Annotated in this window: 19 protein-coding genes; 15 read left to right on the top strand and 4 right to left on the bottom strand. The window is 38.6% G+C overall.

Features of this window, described 5'->3' with window-relative positions; translation table 11 throughout:
* Position 1 precedes the first annotated feature (1 nt).
* The 3 genes from M2R48_RS17525 to M2R48_RS17515 all read left to right on the top strand — a co-directional run bounded on the left by M2R48_RS17525 (position 2) and on the right by M2R48_RS17515 (position 5,596).
* The gene (locus tag M2R48_RS17525; RefSeq protein WP_262086937.1) at positions 2–1,018 is read left to right on the top strand and encodes a cell division protein ZipA C-terminal FtsZ-binding domain-containing protein; all 1,017 of its coding nucleotides are present in this window, start codon (positions 2–4) and stop codon (positions 1,016–1,018) included.
* A gap of 78 nt (positions 1,019–1,096) precedes the next feature.
* Entirely contained in the window at positions 1,097–3,127 is a 2,031-nt protein-coding gene (gene ligA, locus M2R48_RS17520) for an NAD-dependent DNA ligase LigA (RefSeq protein WP_262086935.1), read from the top strand.
* A 321-nt stretch (positions 3,128–3,448) separates the two neighbouring features.
* Positions 3,449–5,596, top strand: a complete 2,148-nt coding sequence (locus M2R48_RS17515) for a TonB-dependent receptor (RefSeq protein WP_262086933.1) — start codon at positions 3,449–3,451, stop codon at positions 5,594–5,596.
* A gap of 89 nt (positions 5,597–5,685) precedes the next feature.
* On the opposite strand, the gene M2R48_RS17510 is transcribed toward M2R48_RS17515, so the two are convergent.
* Complete coding sequence (locus M2R48_RS17510; RefSeq protein WP_262086931.1) at positions 5,686–6,750, bottom strand: SDR family oxidoreductase; 1,065 nt, start codon at positions 6,748–6,750, stop codon at positions 5,686–5,688.
* A gap of 386 nt (positions 6,751–7,136) precedes the next feature.
* On the opposite strand from M2R48_RS17510, the gene bfr reads away from it, so the two are divergent.
* The gene (gene bfr / locus M2R48_RS17505) at positions 7,137–7,601 is read left to right on the top strand and encodes a bacterioferritin (protein WP_004724037.1); all 465 of its coding nucleotides are present in this window, start codon (positions 7,137–7,139) and stop codon (positions 7,599–7,601) included.
* Between the two features lie 90 nt (positions 7,602–7,691).
* Here bfr and M2R48_RS17500 read toward each other — a convergent pair whose 3' ends face one another.
* A complete protein-coding gene (locus tag M2R48_RS17500) occupies positions 7,692–8,264 on the bottom strand; it encodes a peroxiredoxin (protein WP_096735106.1) in 573 nt (190 codons plus the stop codon).
* A 134-nt stretch (positions 8,265–8,398) separates the two neighbouring features.
* Between M2R48_RS17500 and M2R48_RS17495 the strand changes: the two genes are divergently transcribed.
* The 11 genes from M2R48_RS17495 to M2R48_RS17445 all read left to right on the top strand — a co-directional run bounded on the left by M2R48_RS17495 (position 8,399) and on the right by M2R48_RS17445 (position 17,754).
* Entirely contained in the window at positions 8,399–8,722 is a 324-nt protein-coding gene (locus M2R48_RS17495; protein WP_262086929.1) for a DUF6176 family protein, read from the top strand.
* 73 nt (positions 8,723–8,795) lie between these two features.
* Positions 8,796–9,515 carry a YqiA/YcfP family alpha/beta fold hydrolase gene (locus M2R48_RS17490; protein ID WP_262086928.1) on the top strand — a complete coding sequence of 240 codons (720 nt, stop codon included), beginning with the start codon at positions 8,796–8,798 and terminating at the stop codon, positions 9,513–9,515.
* Between the two features lie 104 nt (positions 9,516–9,619).
* Entirely contained in the window at positions 9,620–10,954 is a 1,335-nt protein-coding gene (bioA, locus tag M2R48_RS17485) for an adenosylmethionine--8-amino-7-oxononanoate transaminase (RefSeq protein ID WP_262086926.1), read from the top strand.
* Entirely contained in the window at positions 10,951–12,120 is a 1,170-nt protein-coding gene (locus M2R48_RS17480; RefSeq protein WP_262086925.1) for an 8-amino-7-oxononanoate synthase, read from the top strand. Before bioA ends, M2R48_RS17480 begins: the two co-directional genes overlap by 4 nt.
* Positions 12,121–12,127: 7 nt before the next feature.
* The gene (gene bioC / locus M2R48_RS17475; RefSeq protein WP_262086924.1) at positions 12,128–12,904 is read left to right on the top strand and encodes a malonyl-ACP O-methyltransferase BioC; all 777 of its coding nucleotides are present in this window, start codon (positions 12,128–12,130) and stop codon (positions 12,902–12,904) included.
* Positions 12,901–13,545 carry a dethiobiotin synthase gene (gene bioD / locus M2R48_RS17470; protein WP_262086923.1) on the top strand — a complete coding sequence of 215 codons (645 nt, stop codon included), beginning with the start codon at positions 12,901–12,903 and terminating at the stop codon, positions 13,543–13,545. Before bioC ends, bioD begins: the two co-directional genes overlap by 4 nt.
* Positions 13,546–13,666: 121 nt before the next feature.
* Positions 13,667–14,125 (top strand): hypothetical protein, encoded by a 459-nt coding sequence (locus M2R48_RS17465; RefSeq protein ID WP_262086921.1) that lies wholly within the window; start codon positions 13,667–13,669, stop codon positions 14,123–14,125.
* 242 nt (positions 14,126–14,367) lie between these two features.
* Positions 14,368–14,709, top strand: coding sequence for a YegP family protein (locus tag M2R48_RS17460; RefSeq protein ID WP_262086919.1), 342 nt, complete (start codon positions 14,368–14,370; stop codon positions 14,707–14,709).
* A gap of 806 nt (positions 14,710–15,515) precedes the next feature.
* Complete coding sequence (locus M2R48_RS17455; protein WP_315972860.1) at positions 15,516–15,980, top strand: YybH family protein; 465 nt, start codon at positions 15,516–15,518, stop codon at positions 15,978–15,980.
* 177 nt (positions 15,981–16,157) lie between these two features.
* Positions 16,158–17,327, top strand: a complete 1,170-nt coding sequence (locus M2R48_RS17450) for a low temperature requirement protein A (RefSeq protein ID WP_262086915.1) — start codon at positions 16,158–16,160, stop codon at positions 17,325–17,327.
* A gap of 22 nt (positions 17,328–17,349) precedes the next feature.
* Positions 17,350–17,754: an NUDIX hydrolase gene (locus M2R48_RS17445; protein ID WP_262086913.1), complete on the top strand. Its 405-nt coding sequence runs from the start codon at positions 17,350–17,352 to the stop codon at positions 17,752–17,754.
* A gap of 162 nt (positions 17,755–17,916) precedes the next feature.
* Here M2R48_RS17445 and M2R48_RS17440 read toward each other — a convergent pair whose 3' ends face one another.
* Together M2R48_RS17440 and M2R48_RS17435 are read right to left on the bottom strand one after the other, a co-directional pair.
* Positions 17,917–20,304 (bottom strand): glucose/quinate/shikimate family membrane-bound PQQ-dependent dehydrogenase, encoded by a 2,388-nt coding sequence (locus tag M2R48_RS17440; protein ID WP_004724013.1) that lies wholly within the window; start codon positions 20,302–20,304, stop codon positions 17,917–17,919.
* A gap of 153 nt (positions 20,305–20,457) precedes the next feature.
* On the bottom strand, positions 20,458–21,711 hold the full coding sequence (locus M2R48_RS17435; protein WP_262086911.1) for a carbohydrate porin: 1,254 nt from the start codon (positions 21,709–21,711) through the stop codon (positions 20,458–20,460).
* Positions 21,712–21,740 lie beyond the last annotated feature (29 nt).

Below are 21,740 nucleotides of genomic sequence, written 5' to 3'. Positions count from 1 at the left end.
TATGGAAGTCACCACAATTATTGGAATTGTTGTTGCAGTAATCATCATTCTGGTGGGTTTACGGATGGTGCTACGAAAGCCCAATGATGCCGCACCTTCTTTAGAGTCTGAATTGCATATCAATGAAGACTGTAAACAACCGGTAATTCCTCGTCATGTACGAGATCAATTGCGAACAGACCGTGAGTCTCAAGAGCAAGTGCGTGTTGAACCGAATTTAACTGCTTTAGACTCGGTCGAAGTTGCAGATGAAAAACAGCAAAAGATTGAGGATGTAGCAGCGGAGTCGAATGTTGTTCAGTCAACTAAGCTTGAGCATGCCGCAATTACACAACAAACTGAAAAGACGGAAACAGTGGCAAGCACTGAATCCACAACAGAGTCTGTAAAAGCACTTGATGTGCAAACAGAACCGACGACTCTAACTCATGATTCTGCCAAAGCCGTAGTCAGTCAGGACAAAGAGGAAGCGTTTCAGTTTAATGCCAATGTTGAAACAGCTGAAATCAAAGAGTTTGATGAGGAAAGTAGTATTTTAGATGTTCATTTAAATGAGCAACAAAAATATGATGATGAAAGCGTATTGTCTACGGCTGAAACCATTATTGCGCTGAATGTTTATCCGAATCCACGTAAAGCATTGTCTGGGGATAAAACCTTAAAAATGTTGCTCAAATATGGTTTACGTTTTGGTGAACTCTCTTGCTTCCATCGTTATGAGAATCCAGAGGAAGAAAGCCATTTACTGTTTTCGGTATTACGTGTCACCGACAATGGTCCAGATGGTTTTGATTTAGAAACCTTATCGACTGAACAAGTTCAAGGTTTGGCTTTCTTCTTGGCACTCCCTCATTCAGATGTGCAAAAAGGCTTTGATACCATGGTCAGTATTGCTGGCTTAATTGCTCGTGAAATAGATGGTACGGTCTATGATGAAAACAATCTTGAATTTACCCCACAACTGAAAGAGCATTGGCGCCATAAAGCGATCGATTATCGCTCAGGGCATGATGCTTAGCATAACGTCATATTTACTTTATAATTGGTATTCAGAATTTTAGGCGGAGTATTCCGCCTTTTTATGGTGAAAAAATTTATGGAAAATAATCCTGTCGTGACGCAAATGCGTCAATTGATTCAACTCATTGCAAAACATAATCACGCTTACTATGTGATGGATCAGCCGAGTATTGAAGACAGTGAATATGATCAGTTATTTCACCAACTCAAAGCTTTAGAGCAACAATACCCAGAATTGGTTCAGGCAGATAGCCCAATCAATAAAGTGGGTGGAAAACCACTGTCTAAATTTGAAACCATTACCCATACTGTACCGATGCTGTCCTTGGGCAATGTATTTAATCAGGACGAGTTATTTGCTTTTGCCCGCCGTATCGAAGAGCGATTGCCCAATCAAAAGATTCAATATGATGTCGAGCTAAAATTTGACGGATTGGCGATTTCGCTCTGGTATGAAAATGGTGTATTGACACGTGGTGTAACCCGTGGTGATGGTGAAACAGGCGAAGTGATTACGCAAAATGTAAAAACTATTCGTAATTTACCGAAAGTATTGTCTTCGGATAAAGTTGCAGTGCCACGCTTGTTGGAAGTTCGTGGTGAAGTATTGATGCCAAAAGCTGGCTTTGAACGACTCAATGCTGAAAATGAAGCGAAAGGTGAAAAGACCTTTGCCAATCCTCGAAATGCTGCGGCAGGTAGTTTACGTCAGCTTGATCCAAGTATTGCAGCATCTCGCCCTTTGGCATTCTATGCTTATGGTATTGCACAATGTGAGCCGCATCATGGCATTGAGTCGATGTCAGCGAGTCTTGAATGGTTGACTAACTTTGGCTTTGCTGTGGGTGAACGTCATTTCATTTGTGAAAGTATTCAAGAAGTACAAGAAAAATATCAGCAAATCAATCAAGAGCGCCCGAATTTAGCGGTTGAAATTGATGGCATGGTCATCAAAGTTGATGATCTTCAACAGCAACAAAAGCTGGGCTTTTTAAGTCGTGAACCGCGTTGGGCAACAGCGTATAAGTTTCCCGCAGTTGCAGCATTAACAACGGTTGAAAATATTGATTGGCAAGTCGGACGTACTGGGACTTTAACCCCTGTAGCACGCTTGAATCCTGTGGCTGTGGGCGGTGTAACGGTTTCTAATGTGACTTTGCACAATATTGGTGAAATTCACCGTCTGGACGTTCGTATTGGCGATACGGTCAGTGTCTATCGTAGCGGTGATGTGATTCCCAAAGTTGAAAAAGTATGGTTAGAATTCCGTCCAAATGACGTGACAGAAGTACATTTACCTGAAAATTGTCCAGTATGTTCTTCTCCTGTCGTAATGCCAGAAGGTGAGGCTTTGGCACGTTGTTCGGGGGGGCTATATTGTTCTGCACAACGTATTGAAGCCATTCGTCACTTTGTTTCACGTAAAGCGATGGATATCGAAGGTCTCGGTGATCGTTGGGTAGAGTCATTATTACATCTTGATCTGTTAAAAGATGTCGCGGATATTTACCATTTACATGAGCATCGTGAACAGTTACTGACCATTGAAAAAATGGGTGAAAAATCTGTCCAAAATTTATTGGATGCGATTGAGAACAGTAAGAAAACTACACTTGCTGCATTTATTTATGCCTTGGGTATTCGTGGTGTAGGTGAGACGACGGCACGTATGCTTGCCAACACTTTCCAGACGCTGGATGCGATTCGTCATGCTGATCTTGAAGCATTGAAGAAAACTCCAGATGTTGGTGATATTACGGCTGAGTGGATTGTTGATTTTTTCCAAGCTCCACATAACCTTGAAGTGATTGATCGTTTGCTTGCAGCAGGGATCCATTGGGATGCACCAGTTGCACCCACCCGTCAACCTTTAAATGGTGAGAGTTGGGTGATCACAGGCACATTGGCAACCATGGGGCGTGATGATGCGACTCAAATGCTACAAGCACTTGGTGCGCGTGTCAGTGGCAGTGTATCGAGCAAAACCAAATGTGTGGTTGCGGGTGAAAAAGCCGGTTCTAAGCTTGAAAAAGCAGAGAAACTGGGTGTCACTGTACTGAATGAGCAGGAGTTTTTAGCATTAATGGCTGAGTATGGGCAGGCATAATTTCATTTAAATTAACTCTAAAATTACTGTAAAGATATAGTTGTTGTATCTTTGCAGTTTTCAAAATTAAAATTATCAATTCAAGATTGATGCGATTGCAAATCAACAAGTCATCATTTTTCAATAGGATTTTTCGCACTGTATTTTAGCGATTACATTTCGCAAGGGTGCTTGCTCTATCATTAGTGCGCTATATGATAATAATTCTTATTTATTAGAATTTTCCATTAAACTTAACTTTAGATGAGAAATTACAATTCTTAACAATAGTGAAAGTCTATATAATAATCATTATCATTTGAAAAGTGTCTTATTATTTATATGAAAAATTTTTCTCAAACATTTCTAGTCAATTCTATTTCTATCGTGCTTTTTGGTGGGGGACTTACACAAACAATTTGGGCAAATGATGAAATTAATGCTTTGCCTACGATTAAAGTCGCTGCTGAAAAAGAACAAGAAAAACCAACATTTGCCAACGGTGCTTTGCAAAAAAATACAGATTTAGGGCCATTGGGAAATAAGAAAATTATAGATACGCCTTTTAGTATCACCTCTTATTCAGCACAATTGATTGAAAATCAACAAGCAAACACGGCGGGGGAGGTGTTAAAAAATGATGCCAGTATTCGAACCACAACCAATCAAGGACATTTAAATGAAAACTTTAAAATCCGTGGTTTCGATGTCAATCATGAGGATCTAAATTATAACGGCTTTTATGGTGTTGCACCTTATGGTCGGATGCCTACGGAATTTTTAGAGTCAGTGACTGTACTTAAAGGTCCAAATGCATTGGTTGCAGGTGTTGCACCTACAGGCAGTGTGGGTGGGATTGTGATGGGGCATTCTAAACGGGCAGATCAAGAACTCACCCGAGTTTCTGCATCGTTTCAAGATGAAGGATATTATCAATCAGGCTTTGATGTATCTCGTCGTTTTGGTGAGAACAAGGAGTTTGGTGTACGTGTGAATGGTGCTTATGCTGATGGCGAACATATCATTGATGGAATGAATGATCGTCAAGCTCTAGGGGCAATTGCTGCGGATTACACCACGGATAAACTAAAGATTAATTTGGATGCTTATGCGGTCAAAGGAAATCGTAAAGGCGGTTCACCTGCAATGGTCGCTATGGGTGGCAAGGGTAGTGTTAATCATGTACTTGCAGCACCTAAAGGGGATTTAAACTACTTTTCAAACCTAGAAGGCAATACCAACAGCCAATTTGTAGGCTTATCCGGTGAATATAAATTTACCCCTGATTTAAAAGCATTTGCAGGCGTTGGATATGTAGAAAAATCATATGATGGTCACCTTTTTGGTACACGTATGATTGTCAATAATTTAAATGGAAATGCAACCTCACAATATTATCGAGTGGGATCAAAAGAACATAACACTGCTGCTAATGCAGGCTTTGAAGCAAAATTTGATACAGGTGCGATCAAGCATACTTTAGGATTGCGTACTGATTATTTAACCCGCAAATATTCACAACATAAATCCGCAACCAGTTCGGGGTTTACGACCAATTTATATGATCCATCAAATACAGGAACAATGCCAACAACCTACCCAGAAATTGTTCCTTATGGTGATAATGAGTATGTGAGTTATACCTTAACGGATCAGCTTTCAATGTTGGATGATAAATTACAACTGATTTTAGGTGGGCGTTATCAAGATATTGATACTAAAAATCTTGTCAAAAAATCAGCTTATAGTGCAGATAAGCTATCACCAAGTTTGGGGATTGTTGTCAAACCATTTGGTGAGGATTTATCTTTTTATGCAAGCTATGTCGAGGGCTTAGCTGAAGGGATTACTGTCTCAGAAACGACCTATCCAACTGCGACAAATAGAGGTGAGACACTTGCACCTTATCAAACCAAGCAATATGAGTTAGGTGCAAAATATCAGTTGGGTTCGTGGTTAAATACTTTGGCGCTTTATCAGATTAAAAAGCCTGAGGCTTATCTGGACAGCATAAGTAATAAAGTCAACGATGATGCTGAAACGCGTTCTCGTGGGGTGGAATGGTCATTCTCTGGCAATGTTACAGATACTTTATCTGTGATGGGGAATTTGGCCTATATCGATGCTGAATATGTGAAATCAGCGAAGGTCGCTTTCGAAGGTAATAAAGTATATGGTGTACCCGATTTTACTGCTTCGTTAGGGCTTGATTATGCCATTCCTAAGGTTGAGGGGCTGCATGTCAATACTCGTGTAAGTTATGTGAGTGAGCAATATTTGAATGAAGAGAATACGCTAGAACTACCAGACTATACGATTGTTGACTTAGGCGCTCGCTATAAAACCAAACTTGGTGGGGTAAATACCACATTCCTTGCCAATGTTGATAATGTTGCCAATAAAAAATATTGGGAAGGTGTATTTAATTCAAACTATGCTTTAGTCGGTGGTGCGAGAACTTATAAAGTCGGTGTGACTTTTGATTTCTAAGCCTTAGCTGATATTGAACGCTACAGGCCAAATAGCCTTTTTCATGATTGAAAAAGGCTATTTGGCTTTAAGAATCAATTGAGCTGTTATTAAATATATTTCTTCACCACACCGTCATCAAGAAGCTGCTGGAAATGCTCGACTAAACTGGTTTCAATATTACGATAACTCATCCCCAATTCCTGTTTGCTTTTATCAGCATTAAAAAAGATAGGGTAGCCCATATTCTTTTCAATAAAATCACGCGAATAGCCAAATACAGGTCCAATGAATTTAAATGCTTTTTTCGGGACTTGGTTACGCGGAAAAGGAAATTTTTGTCCAAAATTTTGACGTAAAATTTTCCCCATTTCCAAAAGGCTGAGTGAGCCACCACTGATAATGTAACGTCCAGCCGCATTTTCCTTGAATGCTGCCAAAATATGCGCATCAGCAACATCACGAACATCCACAATACCATTCCACATCGGTGGGACACCGAGTAATGTCATGCCGTTGGCAAATTGCTCTAAGACTTCTACGCTCCCTGACTGTGTATTTGCGGTCAGTGAGGGGCCAAGTACCAATGCAGGGTTAACACAGATCAGCGTCCAACGATTTTGTGCTTCCGCCATTTCCCATGCTTTACGCTCTGCCATAACTTTTGAATACGGGTACGGTTGGTGCGTGGTTGAGCTGGTGGTATTCCAGTGAGATTCATCAAACTGATTATGCTGCGTTTTTAAAATATCAATTGCATCGCCATAAGTAGACGCGATACTTGAAGTCACAATGACTCGTTTGACAGACTCTGTTTTATTGACACTATTTAAGACATTTTCCGTGCCTAAAATTGCAGGTTCAATAATATCTTTAACAGCATCTTTATAATTGGTCACAACAAATGGCGAAGCCATATGTAACACAACTTCACAGCCTTGCATGGCTTCATCAAAAGAACCATTTTCTAAAAGGTTGGCTTTAAATAGTTTTAGTGTGCCAGAGCTGGCTTGTGCGATTTTCTCTAAATGTGCAAAGCTTTGTTTCTTATTAAGATCACGTACAGTGGCATGAACGGTATAGCCTTGCTCAAGTAATTTTTGAATCACCCAACTGGCGATATAGCCTGTTGCACCTGTAACTAGAATAGGCGCTGATGTGTTTCCCTGAGACATTATTTTTTCCTGCTAATTGTTAATATTCAATATCATAAATATTAAAGTCAAAATTGTCTTGAAATATTAGCATTAAAAAAAACCAAGAAGATAAAGTGAGGGTTCTGTCATTGAAAATGAACAGGAAATGGAATAATGAAGGGGAATAAGAAGCATTTTTAATGGTTACAAAATAAATCATTTTGAATTTTGATGAAAAATCACCAATAAATCATCAATGAAATTTTGTAAGCGGTTATTTTTTATATGAAAAAATACTTATTCAAATTGCAAATGCGTATGTTTATCATTTTAATTTTATAAAAATCATAAACTTACACATTTTGTCTTTTGCAAAACTGGTAAAATTTGTCCATACTATTGCAAAAGAATGTGGAGTAATTGAAATGCGTGGCAATCCAGAAGTCATAGACTATCTAAATATGTTGATCGGTGGCGAACTGGCTGCTCGTGATCAGTATCTTATTCATTCGCGTATGTATGAAGATTGGGGCTTAAGCAAAATTTATGAACGTATTGATCATGAAATGCAAGAAGAAGCTTCACATGCAGACGCTTTAATTCGCCGTGTACTTTTCCTTGAAGGTACCCCGAACATGAAGCGTGACGATATTGTTACAGGTGAAGATGTTGTGACCTGTTTAAAAGCCGATTTGGCATTGGAATATCATGTACGTGAAAAATTGGCGCAAGGCGTAAAGCTATGTGAAGAAAAAGGCGATTACGTGACTCGTGATATGCTGCGTCAACAAATGAACGATACTGAAGAAGATCATACTTACTGGCTTGAAAAACAATTAGGTTTGATCGAGTTAATTGGTTTACAGAATTATATTCAATCTCAAATGTAAGACACACTAAGCGTCTTGCTTAAGGTGAGATGTTTTAGATTAAAAAAGCCTTTAGACATTCATCTAAAGGCTTTTTTAATGCTTCAGTCGTTATTTCTTTGAAAACTTCTGAATATCCGCTAAGACTTGATCGGCATGTGTTTGGGTATTTACACTGCTATAGTGATACACAATCGTTCCTTGTGGATCAATCAAAAAAGTTTCTCGTTTTGCTATTTTGGCAATGCCTAAGTTTCGGATGATTCCAAATTGGTCTGCGAGTTGATGATTGCTATCAGCAAGAATTGGGAAATTTAGCCCCAGCTTTTCAGAGAACTTTTGATGTGATTGCACATCATCCAAACTGACACCAAGCACCACTGCATTATTTTTTATAAATTGTGGGTAGAGTGATTTAAATTGATTGGCTTCTTGTGTACAGCCAGGTGAATCATCTTTTGGGTAAAAGTAGAGAACAACCCATTTACCTTTATATTGACTCAGTTCGTGCCATTTTGAGTTTTGATCTTGTAGTTTAAAACTTGGTGCAGGCTTACCTACCCATTGCTTTTGGTTGGAATCCAGTTTGGAAAGAATAGAGCTTTCCGCATGGCTGGCCGTGTTCAATATGCATAAAGCTGAAACGGAAAGTAAGCTAATACTGAACAGTCGTGATAGTTTCATGACAAACACTTTCCTAAATTGATCCTGATTTGATCTTAGCAAATTTTAAGGTTTTGGCGGTATGTAAAATGTTTGCAATTGTTCACATGCCATTTATGATGAAAGACCGTTTAAAATAAATAGAACGTAAAATTATGGACGTTGGTGCAGTATTGATTCAACTAAAAGTAGCCATGATGGACGATGTTGTCGCATGGCAAAATCAATTGAATAGGCGTAAGCATGAGGCAATTGAAACACTTCAGGCTGAAGGTGTGCATGTTGAATCATGGTTCCATGTGGAACTGGATGGACTAGATTATTTGATTGCTTATACACGGGCAGATGATATTGCAAAAGCACATGAAATTTCGAGAAAAAGTCAGTTTGCAATTGATCAAGTACATCAGCAATTTAAAAGCACTTGGCAAAAAGTGATTCCAGCCAGCTTATTGGTCGATTTACACCATCAGAAATAGTTAGAAGTCCGATTGTCGTTCAATTTTAAGCATGATCTAATAAAACATCGTTATTGTTTTATAGTGGCTTAAATTGAATCGACGTATTTTGCTGATCACAGGTTGGGGCGGTGGAACCAAACTACTCAAGGATTTACAACAGGCTTTACAACAACAAGGCCATGAAGTTGTATTGATCAATATCTTTAATGCGCTGGACGAAAGTGTTTTACAACATCAGGTGGAGCAAGCCAAAGATTTTGATGTGATTTGTGGTTGGTCTTTAGGGGGGCAATTGGCAAGCTTGCTGGTCGAGCAAATTAAACAGCAATACCAACAACAAAAAGTCTTGATTACACTGGCTTCAAATCCTTGTTTTGTGGCAAATGCTGAGTGGCAAACGGCAATGAGCCAAACAACCTTTCACAACTTTAAACAGTCCTTTGAACATGATGCGATTGCGACATTAAAGAAATTTGGTTTTATGGTTTGTCAGGGCACCGCAACCACGCGAGAAGATTTTGTACATTTGCAAAGTTTGATTCAGCCGCAAAATTTAGAATTATTAAAACAAGGGTTAGCGTGTCTTGAGCAATTAAATAATGTCGCGATCTTAAATAACTATGCCGGCAAACAGTATCATATATTTGCTCAACAGGATTTCTTAGTTAGTCACAAAGTCTATGAGAAATTTAAAAATTTCACTGCAAAGTTTTTAGATGTCGAGCTGGTAAATGGTTCACATGGCGTTCCAGTTTTTGATTTTTTAAGTCTAAGTGACAAAATCTGCCAATATTTACAAAAAATAGAATAAATCTATGGATCAGTGGTGAATCTCGCAATTTATTTTTATTGCGTGCAGGTTTAACATCGCTAAACTGTTTTTTGCTGTAATTGTAATGCACATGGAGTGAACGGATGACCGATTTAAACAATGGGTTTGATGATGTTGATCTTGAACAATCAGAGTTAGATGATCTGGACTTTGATCGGCAACATATTTGGCATCCATATACCTCTATGACCAATCCCTTACCGACTTTTAAGGTTAAAAAAGCCTATGCTGCGACCATCGAACTTGAAGATGGTCGTCAATTGATAGATGGGATGTCTTCGTGGTGGTGTGCGATTCACGGTTATAATCATCCAGAGTTGAATCAAGCAGTGACAGATCAGCTACAGAATATGTCGCATATCATGTTTGGTGGATTTACCCATGATCCAGCGATCCAGCTTGGAAAATTACTGGTTCAACTGACCCCGCCTCATTTAGATAAAGTGTTCTTTGCCGATTCTGGTTCCGTCGCTGTAGAAGTGGCATTGAAGATGGCAGTACAGTTTTGGTCTTCACAGGGCTATACAGAGAAAACTAATTTTGTTACCCCACGATCTGGCTATCATGGCGATACTTGGAATGCGATGTCTGTTTGTGACCCTGTAACAGGTATGCATCAAATTTTTGGTTCAAGTTTGCCCAATCGCTTATTTGTTCCAGCACCTCAAGTCGGATTTTATGAGCAATGGGATCAAAGTGACATTGCTGAACTTGAGAAAAGCTTGGCTGAACAGCATGCAACGATTGCAGGTTTGATTCTTGAGCCGATTGTACAAGGTGCGGGAGGGATGCGTTTTTACCATTCTGAATATTTGCGTCAAGCCAAACGACTTTGCGAAAAATACAATGTTTTGCTGATTTTTGACGAAATCGCTACGGGTTTTGGGCGTACAGGGAAACTATTTGCATGGGAGCATGCACAAGTTGAACCTGACATTATGTGTATTGGTAAAGGTTTAACGGGTGGCTATATGACGCTTTCTGCGACATTAACCACCAAACATATTGCTGAAACGATAAGTCAGGGTGAAGCGGGTGTGTTTATGCATGGCCCAACCTTTATGGCAAATCCCTTGGCATGCGCCGTTGCTGTCAAAAGTACACAATTATTAATTTCTCAAGATTGGCAGAGCAATATTCAACGAATTGAAGCTCAGCTTAGACATGCTTTACAGCCCTTACAGTCCCTTAATCATGTTCATGATGTGCGAGTTCTTGGTGCGATAGGGGTGGTTGAAATGACTGTAAATGTCGATATGAAAACCTTACAGCAGGAGTTTGTACGTCGTGGTATCTGGATAAGACCATTTGGCAAATTGGTCTATGTGATGCCTCCATATATCATCACAGCACAAGAATTAAAAACCTTACTGGAGCAATTGGTTGAGGTGGTTAAGGCTATGGAGCAAAGTGTATGAGCTTGATCAATACCCACCTTGAACATTTTTCACGGCAGCTTGATGTGCTAAAACAGCAAGGCAATTTACGCCAATTTCGCTCGAATGTTCAGCAAGGTCGTTATATCTGCCTTGATCAGCATCAAATGCTCAATTTGGCTTCAAATGATTATCTAGGATTGGCATCTGATCTCACATTACGTGAACAGTTTTTTGATGAAACACCCAATGATCAACGACGAATGAGTTCTTCGTCTTCACGTTTGTTGACTGGACATTTTCCAGAATATGAACTGCTTGAAAATAGTTTAACTCAGGCTTTTCATGGTCGGGCGGCATTGTTATTTAACAGCGGCTATCATATGAATATTGGTATTTTACCTGCACTTACAGACAGTAAAACGCTGATTCTGGCAGATAAATTGATTCATGCCAGTATGATTGATGGGATCCGTTTATCCTCAGCCAAATATGTACGTTATCGTCACAATGATTTAAATCATTTGACTCAGCTTTTACAAAAATATCATGCAGATGAGGCTTTCGAGCGCATTATTGTCGTGACTGAATCGATTTTTAGTATGGATGGTGATGAAACGGACTTGGCTGCATTGGTGAGTATTAAGCAACAGTTTTGTAAAGTCATGCTCTATGTAGATGAAGCACATGCAATTGGAGTACGTGGTCAGCAGGGCTTAGGTTGTGCTGAACAATATGCGGTGATTGATGATATTGATCTACTTGTGGGAACTTTTGGTAAGGCAATCGCTTCAGTTGGTGGTTATTTAATTTGTCATGCGGTGATTCGCGATTATTTGATTAATGCGATGCGCCCTTTGATTTTCAGTACTGCACAACCGCCAATATGTATGGCATGGACAAACTTTATTTTTCAGAAAGTTTTAGGCTTAGATCAGCGCCGCCAATATTTGCAATCTACAAGTCAGTATCTACAACAGGCTGTTCAAAGCAAAGGTTTTGAGTGCCCATCAACATCACATATTGTTCCAGTCATTGTAGGTGACTCGATTAAAACGGTTGAAAAGGCCAAAGCATTACAAGATGCGGGTTTTTATATTATGCCTGTACGTCCCCCGACTGTGCCGCAACACAGCTCACGGTTACGTATCTGTTTAACTGCTCAAATCACCCAAGCTGATCTAGATCAGCTAATTCCGTTGTTGTGAGTTGAATGTGAAACATCCAGAAATTGATAAATCACAGGTTGCCTTGCGTTTTGCTCAGGCAGGGCAGAGTTATACTGAACATGCGGTCGTACAAAAAAATATTGCACAACAACTGTTTAATTTAATAAGCGAATATTGCCCAGCACACTATGAAAATGTGTTTGAAATCGGTTGTGGTTCAGGAAACTTAACTGAGCTTTTACTGCAAAATTTGCAGATTAAACATTTGATTTTAAATGATCTATACCCCGAAGTTCAGCAGCATTTCCCTTCGGATAAACCAATTGAATATCGGATTGGTGATATAGAACAGCTTGAATTTCCAAAACATTTAGACTTAATTAGCTCAAGTTCCGTTTTACAATGGATGAGTGATTTAAATGGTATTTTTCAACAAGCTTTTCATCATTTAAATCCTAAGGCGTATTTTTGTTTTTCAACTTTTGGACAGCATAATTTACAGGAAATTAAAAGCTTAACAGGGCAAGGTCTGAATTACCTATCCCTTGACGATCTGCAACAACAATTAAAGCGAAATGGTTTTGAAATTCTACATATTTCGGAGCAAATTGAGCATCTCAATTTTCCACATCCCAAATATATTTTGCAGCATTTAAAAGCCACAGGAGTGACTGCGACAGCATCTGGCTTTAGATGGACCAAGCAGAGTCTCGCCGATTTTTATCATCACTATCAACAGTTTTCACAGGCTGATCAGTCAGGAAATATACGCTACTCACTGACTTATCATCCTATTTATTGTATTTTGCGGAGAATGTCATGACTGGATCAGTTTACTTTATCAGTGGAATAGATACTGGAATTGGCAAAACCTATACCACTGGGTATTTAGCCAAATTATGGAATGAGCAAGGTCAGAAAACCATTACGCAGAAATTAATCCAAACGGGTAATACCGATATTTCAGAAGATATCGAACAACATCGTGAAATTATGGGAATGGGCTGGTTTCCAGAGGATGAAACCAAGCTCACCATGCCTGAAATCTTTAGCTATCCTGCATCGCCTCATTTAGCCAGCAAAATTGATGGGCGTGAGATTGATTTTGAAAAAATTGCAGATGCCACTCGGCAACTGGCTGAAACGTATGATGTTGTTTTGTTAGAGGGTGCAGGTGGATTGATGGTACCCCTAACCACAAGTTTACTTTCAATTGATTATGTGGCTCAGAAAAAGCTTCCTGTGATTTTAGTCAGCTCAGGGCGTTTGGGCAGTATTAATCATACGATTTTAAGTTTAGAGGCTTTAAAAAGTCGTGGGCTTGAGCTTTATGCACTTGCTTATAATTTAAATGATGAATCTCAGGATGAACTGATTTCAAAAGATACCGCAGAATTTTTAAAGCATTATTTGGTGAAACATTTTCCGAACAGTGCATGGATTGATATTCCAGTAATCTGTTAGTTTGTTCATCGAATTGAGTGCTGAAACAGCAGATTCATAGTGTTCTGAGCCTGCTGTTTTCTTGTCGCTTTTAATAAATCTGAATGCTTTAAATAAGCGACATGTATAAAAGGTAATCCTGATGAGTTTTAAAATTCGAATTGAGTTATTTAAAGAGCTTGAAATAACTTCTCTTGATTTTGAAAGTAATGCAGCAACGCAAATTTTAAGTCGTTTTGATCAGATTGATTGGATGCAACAAGTCGTCTGGGGATACATGGAAGAGCACCATGGTGATTTTCCATTTTTTCAAATTGAGCATATTCAGACTGGACGTAAGTTCGGTGGACTCTTTGTGGTTTATAGCCGTAATGAATATAACTTTAATGCACATGCTGAGCTCTATCAAAAACAACAAAAATCGCATTTTTTTGGTTTGTTTAAATCTGAAGCGATGCCAAGTTTTGATAACGAGGACCTTCCTTTTGCGGTATTTCGAGATTGCTTGGAAAATTTTTTACGTGGCAACGACTCTGAAATAGAGCGTTTAATGAAAACAGTCTATCCTGGGTATACCAGTACTGGTTATTTTGATCGTTAATTGCACAACCCAAATTTAAAGTCATTTTTTAGATGGCTTTAAACTTTTCTTGAGACTTAATCATAAAAAGAAATTTCCTAATTTTAGTTTCGCAACTACGTGGCGTTACATAAACAATAAAGTTATAACAAATTAGTCTTTTTTAAACATGAAAAGTCATTTATATTTCATATCAGTAGCGTAATTTATGTCCAATAAGCGCTGTGAAATAAAATAAACCGAAAATAATGAAGAGGTGAACCATGTCAGGATGGTATGAAATTAGTCAAGCTAAAGATGGTCAATATCGTTTTGTATTAAAAGCAGGAAATGGGGAAATTATTCTCACCAGTGAACTCTATAAAGCAAAAGCTTCTGCCCAAAACGGTATTGCATCTGTACAAAAAAATAGCCCAGATGATGCACGTTATGATCGTTTAGAAGCGAAAAATGGTAAACCTTATTTCAACTTAAAAGCAGCAAATCATCAAATTATCGGAACAAGTCAATTCTATTCGGGTGATGCTGCTCGAGATAATGGGATTGAATCTGTGAAGAAAAATGGCCCTTCAGAGAAAATAAAAGATTTAACAGAACACAGCTAAATCTGGTATAAATCAACTATATATGTTGGAAAAGCATGTCATTACGATGACATGTTTTTTTTGAATCTAAAAAACAATGATAAAAATAAGTGTTTATTTATGAGATTGAATTTTTAGTATTTTCTTACTATGGTCGAAAATTTTGCTAACAACAAGCCAAGACTAAAGCGATCCAAAAGCGTAAGTAAGCATGAATTTTAATACTTAAATAAGGTCTACTTATTTAAAAACATAAGCCTTAAAACATACCAATATATATATTATTAAGTTGTATAGAATAATCATAGAAACCCTAATATATAAACTAAAGTTGCAGGATGGTTAAGTGGGCTTATTTATATGTTTTCCTCTGGGGTTATCGTTATATTCGCTGGTTAGTATGATTTTTTTTCATAATCATTTATGACTTTTTTAAAGATTTTTTAAAGTTTAAATATGTTAGGCTAACTTCAATATTAAATAAAAGGAGAATGATTATTTAATTACAGCTTCAGCATTAATTAAAATATTGTTAAATTTAATTAATAAATTATTTAAGAATTGTTAATTAAATTGAAATATAGACTGTTTCTGTTGAAGTGCAAATTTTTTATATCTATTTGTATTATTGAGTGATTTATTTTTGTGAAAGGTTTTGGTTAATATCTAAACATAATAGTTTTGGTTGTATAAACTGATTCAATCAGATTAATTAACAGTGATTTATTTGATTTAAATTGATTAGATATGAAAAAACAAACAAAACACTTCACATAATACTTATTAAGTGTTAAATTCATCACAAATAAGAATAATGAGGTTTTATGATGAAAATAGCAATCGATGGTAATGTGAAAGTTGCCGACGAGATAATATCTCAAATTGAATTATGGGATGCTGCTGTTCTTGGTAATAAAATTGATCATCTATTAGATCAATGTGCGGATGACGTCAGTATGTTTGATGTGAGTATACAATTAGACGGTATTGATGCGTACAAAAAAGAATGGGAGAAGTTCAGTCCATATTTTAGTGAAAATGTGCAAATTGTACGTCGTAATATGAAAATCTATGCGTCGAATGATTTAGCTGTATTGCATTGCCATTCAAAAGTGGAAAATTCTGTGCTTAAAGAAAAGTTGCAGATGCCATGGTGTCGAACAACATTGTGCCTGAAAAAGAAGGGTGGTCAATGGTTGGTTGTTCATCAGCATATTTCGATGCCGATTGATATGAGCACTGGTAAAGCGATCGTAATCAAGGACATTGCTAAATTGAAATTAGTGGTTTAGTGAGCTAGATTTGTTTGTTATTAAGCCCTTTGATTGGGCTTTTTATTTATGAATTTTTAAATTTTCCAGATAGATGCTAGATCATTAACAAAATTGTCAAAATAACTCAGTTTTTTACTTGAATGAAAGATAGAGTTTTGAAAAAATTATGATAATAATCTCAATAATGTGAAAATAATGCCAAATTCATTATTTGTAAAATATGGGTGGTTAAAGCCACTTGCGCCAAGAAATCCACACGAACCACATCGCGCCGCAACCTCATTAGAATTGTTATTTGATTTAATTTTTGTGGTCGCCATTGCGACTGCAGGACAACAATTACACCATAGTATTATCGAAAATCATTTATCACATGGCTTAACACTTTATTTTATGGTGTTCTTTGCATTGTGGTGGGCATGGATGAACTTTAGCTGGTTTGCATCTGCCTATGACAATGATGATGTATTTTATCGAATCATGACCTTTGTACAAATTATTGGTTCACTTGTGATTGCGGCAGGGATCCCGATAGCGTTTCAACAACAAGATTTTGACGTGATCATTATTGGTTATGTCATCATGCGTTTGGGACTCGTTACACAATGGTTCCGTGTTGCCAAAAATGATCCTGAACGTAAACAAACAGCGTTGAGATATGCGGCTGGTATTATCATCGTACAGATTGGCTGGTTACTTTTTCACTTTACCCCGATAAACTTCACCATTTATTTGTTCCTGCTCTTGGTTATCGCTGAATTGAGTGTGCCCATCTTTGCGGAAGCACATAATATGACGCCATGGCATCCACATCATATCTCTGAGCGTTATGCCTTACTCACCATCATTGTCCTTGGTGAATCAATCATTGGAAGTTTTGCTGCAATTTCTGATGCATTAAACAATCAGTTGTTAAGCCAAGAATTAATCTTTTTGACCATTGGTGGCTTATTGATTATGTTTACCATGTGGTGGGCATATTTCGATCATGATGTTGCTGAACGGCTCAATAGTCGGAAACGTGCATTTTCATGGGGCTATGGCCACTTTTTTATTTTCGTGAGTATTGCAGCTCTTGGTGCGGGTTTAGCTGCTGCTGTGGATGTGGTGACGCATAAAGCTGAGATTTCGGCTGATATCGTCAGCTATTTTGTTGCAATCTCTTTGATTGTCTATACTGCGAGCCTTTGGTTGTTACAGGAAATTCACCATCTTTCAGGGATTAAGAAATGGTTTTATCCAATTACAGCCGCCATCGTACTCTGTATTCCGATGATCTTTACCCAAGTGGGGTATGCTGTTTTTGCTATGGCAATTGTTTATGCGCTACGTTTAATTTTTTCAAAGTGTTATTTGGCAAGGTAATAAATTAAGTGGGTTTTGAGCAATGGGATTTCATGATTTTTATCGTTTGAGTTCGCACGCTGTGATTTTCAATGAAAATCGACAAGTCTTATTATTGAAAGCGACTTATGCTGATTGTGCATGGGGTTTACCAGGTGGTGGATTGGATCAAGGTGAAACAGTACATGATGCGCTGATTCGTGAGTGCCAAGAAGAATTAGGTTGCGAAGTTTTGATCGAATATTTATCAGGGGTTTATTATCATTCTGCAGTAAATTCCCACGCATTTATGTTTAAGTGTACATTGCAGAACGATCAGATAATCAATTTAAGTGATGAGCATTCTGAGTATCGATGGTTTGACTTTGAGCAACTTTCACCTGTGCAAAAAATTCGTATAGAAGATTGTTTTCATTTTGATGGTCAGGTAAAGAGCAGGGCATTTTAAGGATTGGCTATCGCATGGTGATATGGATATCGCGATCAAACAAGGGATAGAATATCCGTCTCATCCAAAAAGCAGATTCACTTTTATACAAGGGTATGGTTTTAGATAAAGCAATAAAAAACAGGTCATCAAGACCTGTTTTTTATTTACCTCAATTTAAGATTATTTATCTGGTAATGCATAAGCAACGATTGAGTCACCCATTTTGGTACCAAATGAACCGTGACCACCCGCCATGATCACAACGTATTGTTTACCATTGCTTTCATAGGTCATCGGTGTTGCTTGCCCACCCGCAGGTAGACGACCTTTCCACAGCTCATCACCATTACTGACATTGATCGCTCGGATGTAATCATCTTGAGTCGCGCCAATGAACATCACATTACCCGCAGTTGAGATTGAACCACCTAACATTGGCACACCCATTTTAAATGGTGGCAATGGAATACCCGGCATACTGTCACGAATTGTACCAATACGACGTTTCCAAGCAACATCATGCGTTTTCAAATCTACACCAGCAACATAACCCCATGCAGGTTGTTTACATGGTAAGCCAAATGGTGAAAGGAATGCACTGATTTCAACACCGTAAGGAACGCCATACATAGGTTGAACACCCGCTTCTGTACCTGCACCTTTGGCTGTTTGTTTACGGTTCGGATCAGCAGGAATCAATCGACTGACAAAAGGTAGGCCAATTGGATTCATAACTGCGATTTGACGATCAGGGTTAAGTGATAAACCACCCCATTCAAATACACCCAAGTTACCAGGGAAAACTAATGTTCCGTTTTCTGAAGGTGGGGTATAAATACCGTCATAATTTAACTTGTGGAATGACACACGACAAATTAACTGGTCAAACATGGTTGCGCCCCACATTTGTTTATCCGTTAATTTTTCTTGAGGTGCTAAGTTAAAGTCTGAGAACGGTTGTGTTGGAGAATAGAATTCACCTTTAGTTTGCGGACCACGTTTTACACTTTGTGGTACTGGACGTTCGTTAATTGGTACAATTGCTTTACCGTTACGGCGGTCTAAAACAAAGGCATTACCTGTTTTAGTCAATACATAGATTGCTGGAACAGTTTGCCCAGTTTTATCTTTGATATCTGCTAAGGTTGGTTGTGATGGTACATCCATATCCCATAAATCATGGTGAGTTGTTTGGAAGTTCCAGATCAATTTACCCGTTGTTGCATTGATTGCTAACATTGAGTTTGCATAGCGTTCATGCAGTTTTGTACGGTTACCACCCCAAATATCGGGCGTACCTACACCTGTTGGTACATAAACGATATCGAGTTTTGCATCATATGCAAGCGGAGCCCATGCATTCGGTGAGTTTTGGACATATTTTTGACCGGGACCCGGAATCTGATTTGGATTTTCAGCACCTGTATCAAATACCCAAAGCAATGCTCCAGTATTTACATCATAACCACGGATAACACCAGAAGGCTCTTGAGTAGAATAGTTATCTGTCGTTGAACCACCAATGATAATTGTGGTGCCTGTGACAACAGGTGGTGATGTTGGAATATAACCACCCGGATAAGGGAATGGCATGTCCTTTTGTAAATCAACTTCACCGTTATGCCCGAAGTCAGAACAAGCTTTACCTGTTTCAGCATTTACCGCAACGATACGACCATCATTGACTGGTAAAATAACTTTACGCGGGCATTCGGTAGACGAAGATTTTTTTGCTTGTAAACTTGCTGCGAAACCAACGGTATTATCTGCATCGTAATAAGAAACACCACGGCAAGTTAAATGTTGGAAGGTATTATCAGCTTTGAGTTTTGGATCAAATACCCATTTCTCTTTACCTGTAGAAGGATCAAGAGAAACCAATTTTTGATGGGTGGTACACAGGTACATGTTATTCCCGATTTTAATCGGTGTGACCTGATTGGTTGTTTCGCCTGAATCATTTTCAGTCTTGAATTCACCTGTACGATAGGTCCAAGCAACTTTAAGATCTTTAACGTTCTCTGAGTTGATTTGGTTCAACGGAGAATAACGTAAACCGGATTGAGTCCGACCATAAGCCGGCCAGTCTGCATCCGCAATACCGTCAATCGCTGCTGGCGTTGGCTGTTTACTGGTTAAAGTCCCACGAATTTCTTGTGGATCATTAAAGATAGAATAAGCCATAACCGCAATGGTGATCGCCAATGTACCTGAAAGTGCAATTTTAGCACCTTTGGCATCGAAACCGCGTGTCACTGCTGGAATGAGTAGCCATAAGCCAAACACACCTAAAATATCTAAACGCGGTGCAAGCGCGAAGAAGTCTGAACCGACTTCCCATAGTCCCCAGACAACTGTGCCGAGTACTAATGCTGCATAAACGTATAAAGCAGAACTATTTAATTTGCGTAATAAGATTGCTGTTGCAATGAAAAGTATCCCGGCAATGATGTAGTACCAAGACCCACCCAGTGCTGCCAGCCATACTCCGCCGCCTAATAGAACTACACCGAAAACAATTGCAATCACAACTGTTAGGGTTCTGAGTCCTGAAGATGGAGTTTGCATATTGACCACCTATCTATTTGATTAATTTTTTACGCTTTACCTTTCCATTGAGGATTGATGAAGCACATTGTTTAAATTTTTAGATTTTAAATATTTCGATGCGAGGGGAGAGAAAGGGTTAAAATGGCATCGAAATATTTATGATCTATAACACTAGAATGCAGTTTGGAATTTGATACCGCCAACCCATGCATTTTCACCATCTTTATATGCACCAACATGACGAATATATTGCACATTTGGACGGATCGTCAGCCAATTTGTTGCATGTACACCGTAGTAAATTTCAGTGTTGTACTCTTCATCTTGTTGACGAATTTGAGTGTTGTTCACATCCTTGTTGATGCTGATACGAGAAAAACCAATGGCGACATCATCTTGAGGACGCGCATCGAAAGGACCTTTATAGACCAATCCAATATTTTGCATATTGTCGACAGTATTTGTGTCTGAGTCATGAAGGGTTAAATTAATGAAACCCGTTAAGCCACGACGTGCATCGCCATGATGTGCTGTAAGTTGTTGCTTGGCAACCAGCCATCCACCTTGTTTATGATCTGTTTCATTCGGATTTTTAATGCGTTGTACATCGACAGTACTGTAGTAATAGCCCAAACGATATTCGCCTGGTAATTTTGCAGCACTGAGTTTTGGTTGCCAAACCACTTCCGCAGGAATAATTGCACCATGTGAACCGTCTGTGCTTAAGTTAAACCCCTTGCCACGTTCTAAGTTTTCAGGATTGTATTCATAAGCACCGACTTGAGCATATAAATCAGGTTGGATGTTATATTTAACCCGCGCAGCCCATTGGCTAACAGGCCAGTTATACCATTGGTCGCCTACCCAGTTACCCACTTGAGAGCCACAAAGTGCAAGGTTTTGAAAATCACAGTCAAAGCTGTTAAAATCCTCGCCTTCGCCAAAACGGCCCACTTTAATATCTAGTTTTTGATCAAAGAATTTTTTCTTAATCCAAAAATCAGTTAAGCGCCAAGTTTGACCACGCCCCCAAACTTCTTGGGTTGAACTGAGTTGTCCTGCAAGGGCATCAGAGGTTTGCGACAATGAACGACCATTACGTTCAGTGATGGTGATTTGGGCTTCAGTGTCTTTCCATCCAAGCACTTTTTCCAAGTCTACATGACTACCAATCGCAAACTGATCTGCATACTCAGTACCATGGCTTGAATGGTTTTTTGAATCTAATAAGGTGGCTAATTCGCCGGTATAGCCGAAGCTGAAGTCATAACCTTTTTGTTGGAGCTCGGTTCTTTTTCCGTTCCAATCACCAAACATCCATGGGCTTTCTGCATTAAATGCCTCAGCTGCATGAGCACTTTGAAAAGAACTACATAAAGATAATAAGCTGATAGCCCAATAAAAGTGACCTTTAGATTTATTCATATTTGGTGACCTTGATAACACTTTGTAAC

This window comes from Acinetobacter sp. I-MWF (assembly GCF_025433935.1).
GTDB lineage: Bacteria > Pseudomonadota > Gammaproteobacteria > Pseudomonadales > Moraxellaceae > Acinetobacter > Acinetobacter guillouiae.
Note: the sequence above shows the minus strand (reverse complement) of the source record. Positions and strands in the feature narration are given on the sequence as shown.

Bases quoted from the DNA above. Each gene is read 5' to 3' on its own strand.
- M2R48_RS17525 (WP_262086937.1), top strand. From the start codon at position 2: ATGGAAGTCACCACAATTATTGGAATTGTTGTTGCAGTAATCATCATT.
- ligA (WP_262086935.1), top strand. From the start codon at position 1,097: ATGGAAAATAATCCTGTCGTGACGCAAATGCGTCAATTGATTCAACTC.
- M2R48_RS17515 (WP_262086933.1), top strand. From the start codon at position 3,449: ATGAAAAATTTTTCTCAAACATTTCTAGTCAATTCTATTTCTATCGTG.
- M2R48_RS17510 (WP_262086931.1), bottom strand. From the start codon at position 6,750: ATGTCTCAGGGAAACACATCAGCGCCTATTCTAGTTACAGGTGCAACA.
- bfr (WP_004724037.1), top strand. From the start codon at position 7,137: ATGCGTGGCAATCCAGAAGTCATAGACTATCTAAATATGTTGATCGGT.
- M2R48_RS17500 (WP_096735106.1), bottom strand. From the start codon at position 8,264: ATGAAACTATCACGACTGTTCAGTATTAGCTTACTTTCCGTTTCAGCT.
- M2R48_RS17495 (WP_262086929.1), top strand. From the start codon at position 8,399: ATGGACGTTGGTGCAGTATTGATTCAACTAAAAGTAGCCATGATGGAC.
- bioA (WP_262086926.1), top strand. From the start codon at position 9,620: ATGACCGATTTAAACAATGGGTTTGATGATGTTGATCTTGAACAATCA.
- M2R48_RS17480 (WP_262086925.1), top strand. From the start codon at position 10,951: ATGAGCTTGATCAATACCCACCTTGAACATTTTTCACGGCAGCTTGAT.
- bioD (WP_262086923.1), top strand. From the start codon at position 12,901: ATGACTGGATCAGTTTACTTTATCAGTGGAATAGATACTGGAATTGGC.
- M2R48_RS17465 (WP_262086921.1), top strand. From the start codon at position 13,667: ATGAGTTTTAAAATTCGAATTGAGTTATTTAAAGAGCTTGAAATAACT.
- M2R48_RS17460 (WP_262086919.1), top strand. From the start codon at position 14,368: ATGTCAGGATGGTATGAAATTAGTCAAGCTAAAGATGGTCAATATCGT.
- M2R48_RS17455 (WP_315972860.1), top strand. From the start codon at position 15,516: ATGAAAATAGCAATCGATGGTAATGTGAAAGTTGCCGACGAGATAATA.
- M2R48_RS17450 (WP_262086915.1), top strand. From the start codon at position 16,158: ATGCCAAATTCATTATTTGTAAAATATGGGTGGTTAAAGCCACTTGCG.
- M2R48_RS17445 (WP_262086913.1), top strand. From the start codon at position 17,350: ATGGGATTTCATGATTTTTATCGTTTGAGTTCGCACGCTGTGATTTTC.
- M2R48_RS17440 (WP_004724013.1), bottom strand. From the start codon at position 20,304: ATGCAAACTCCATCTTCAGGACTCAGAACCCTAACAGTTGTGATTGCA.
- M2R48_RS17435 (WP_262086911.1), bottom strand. From the start codon at position 21,711: ATGAATAAATCTAAAGGTCACTTTTATTGGGCTATCAGCTTATTATCT.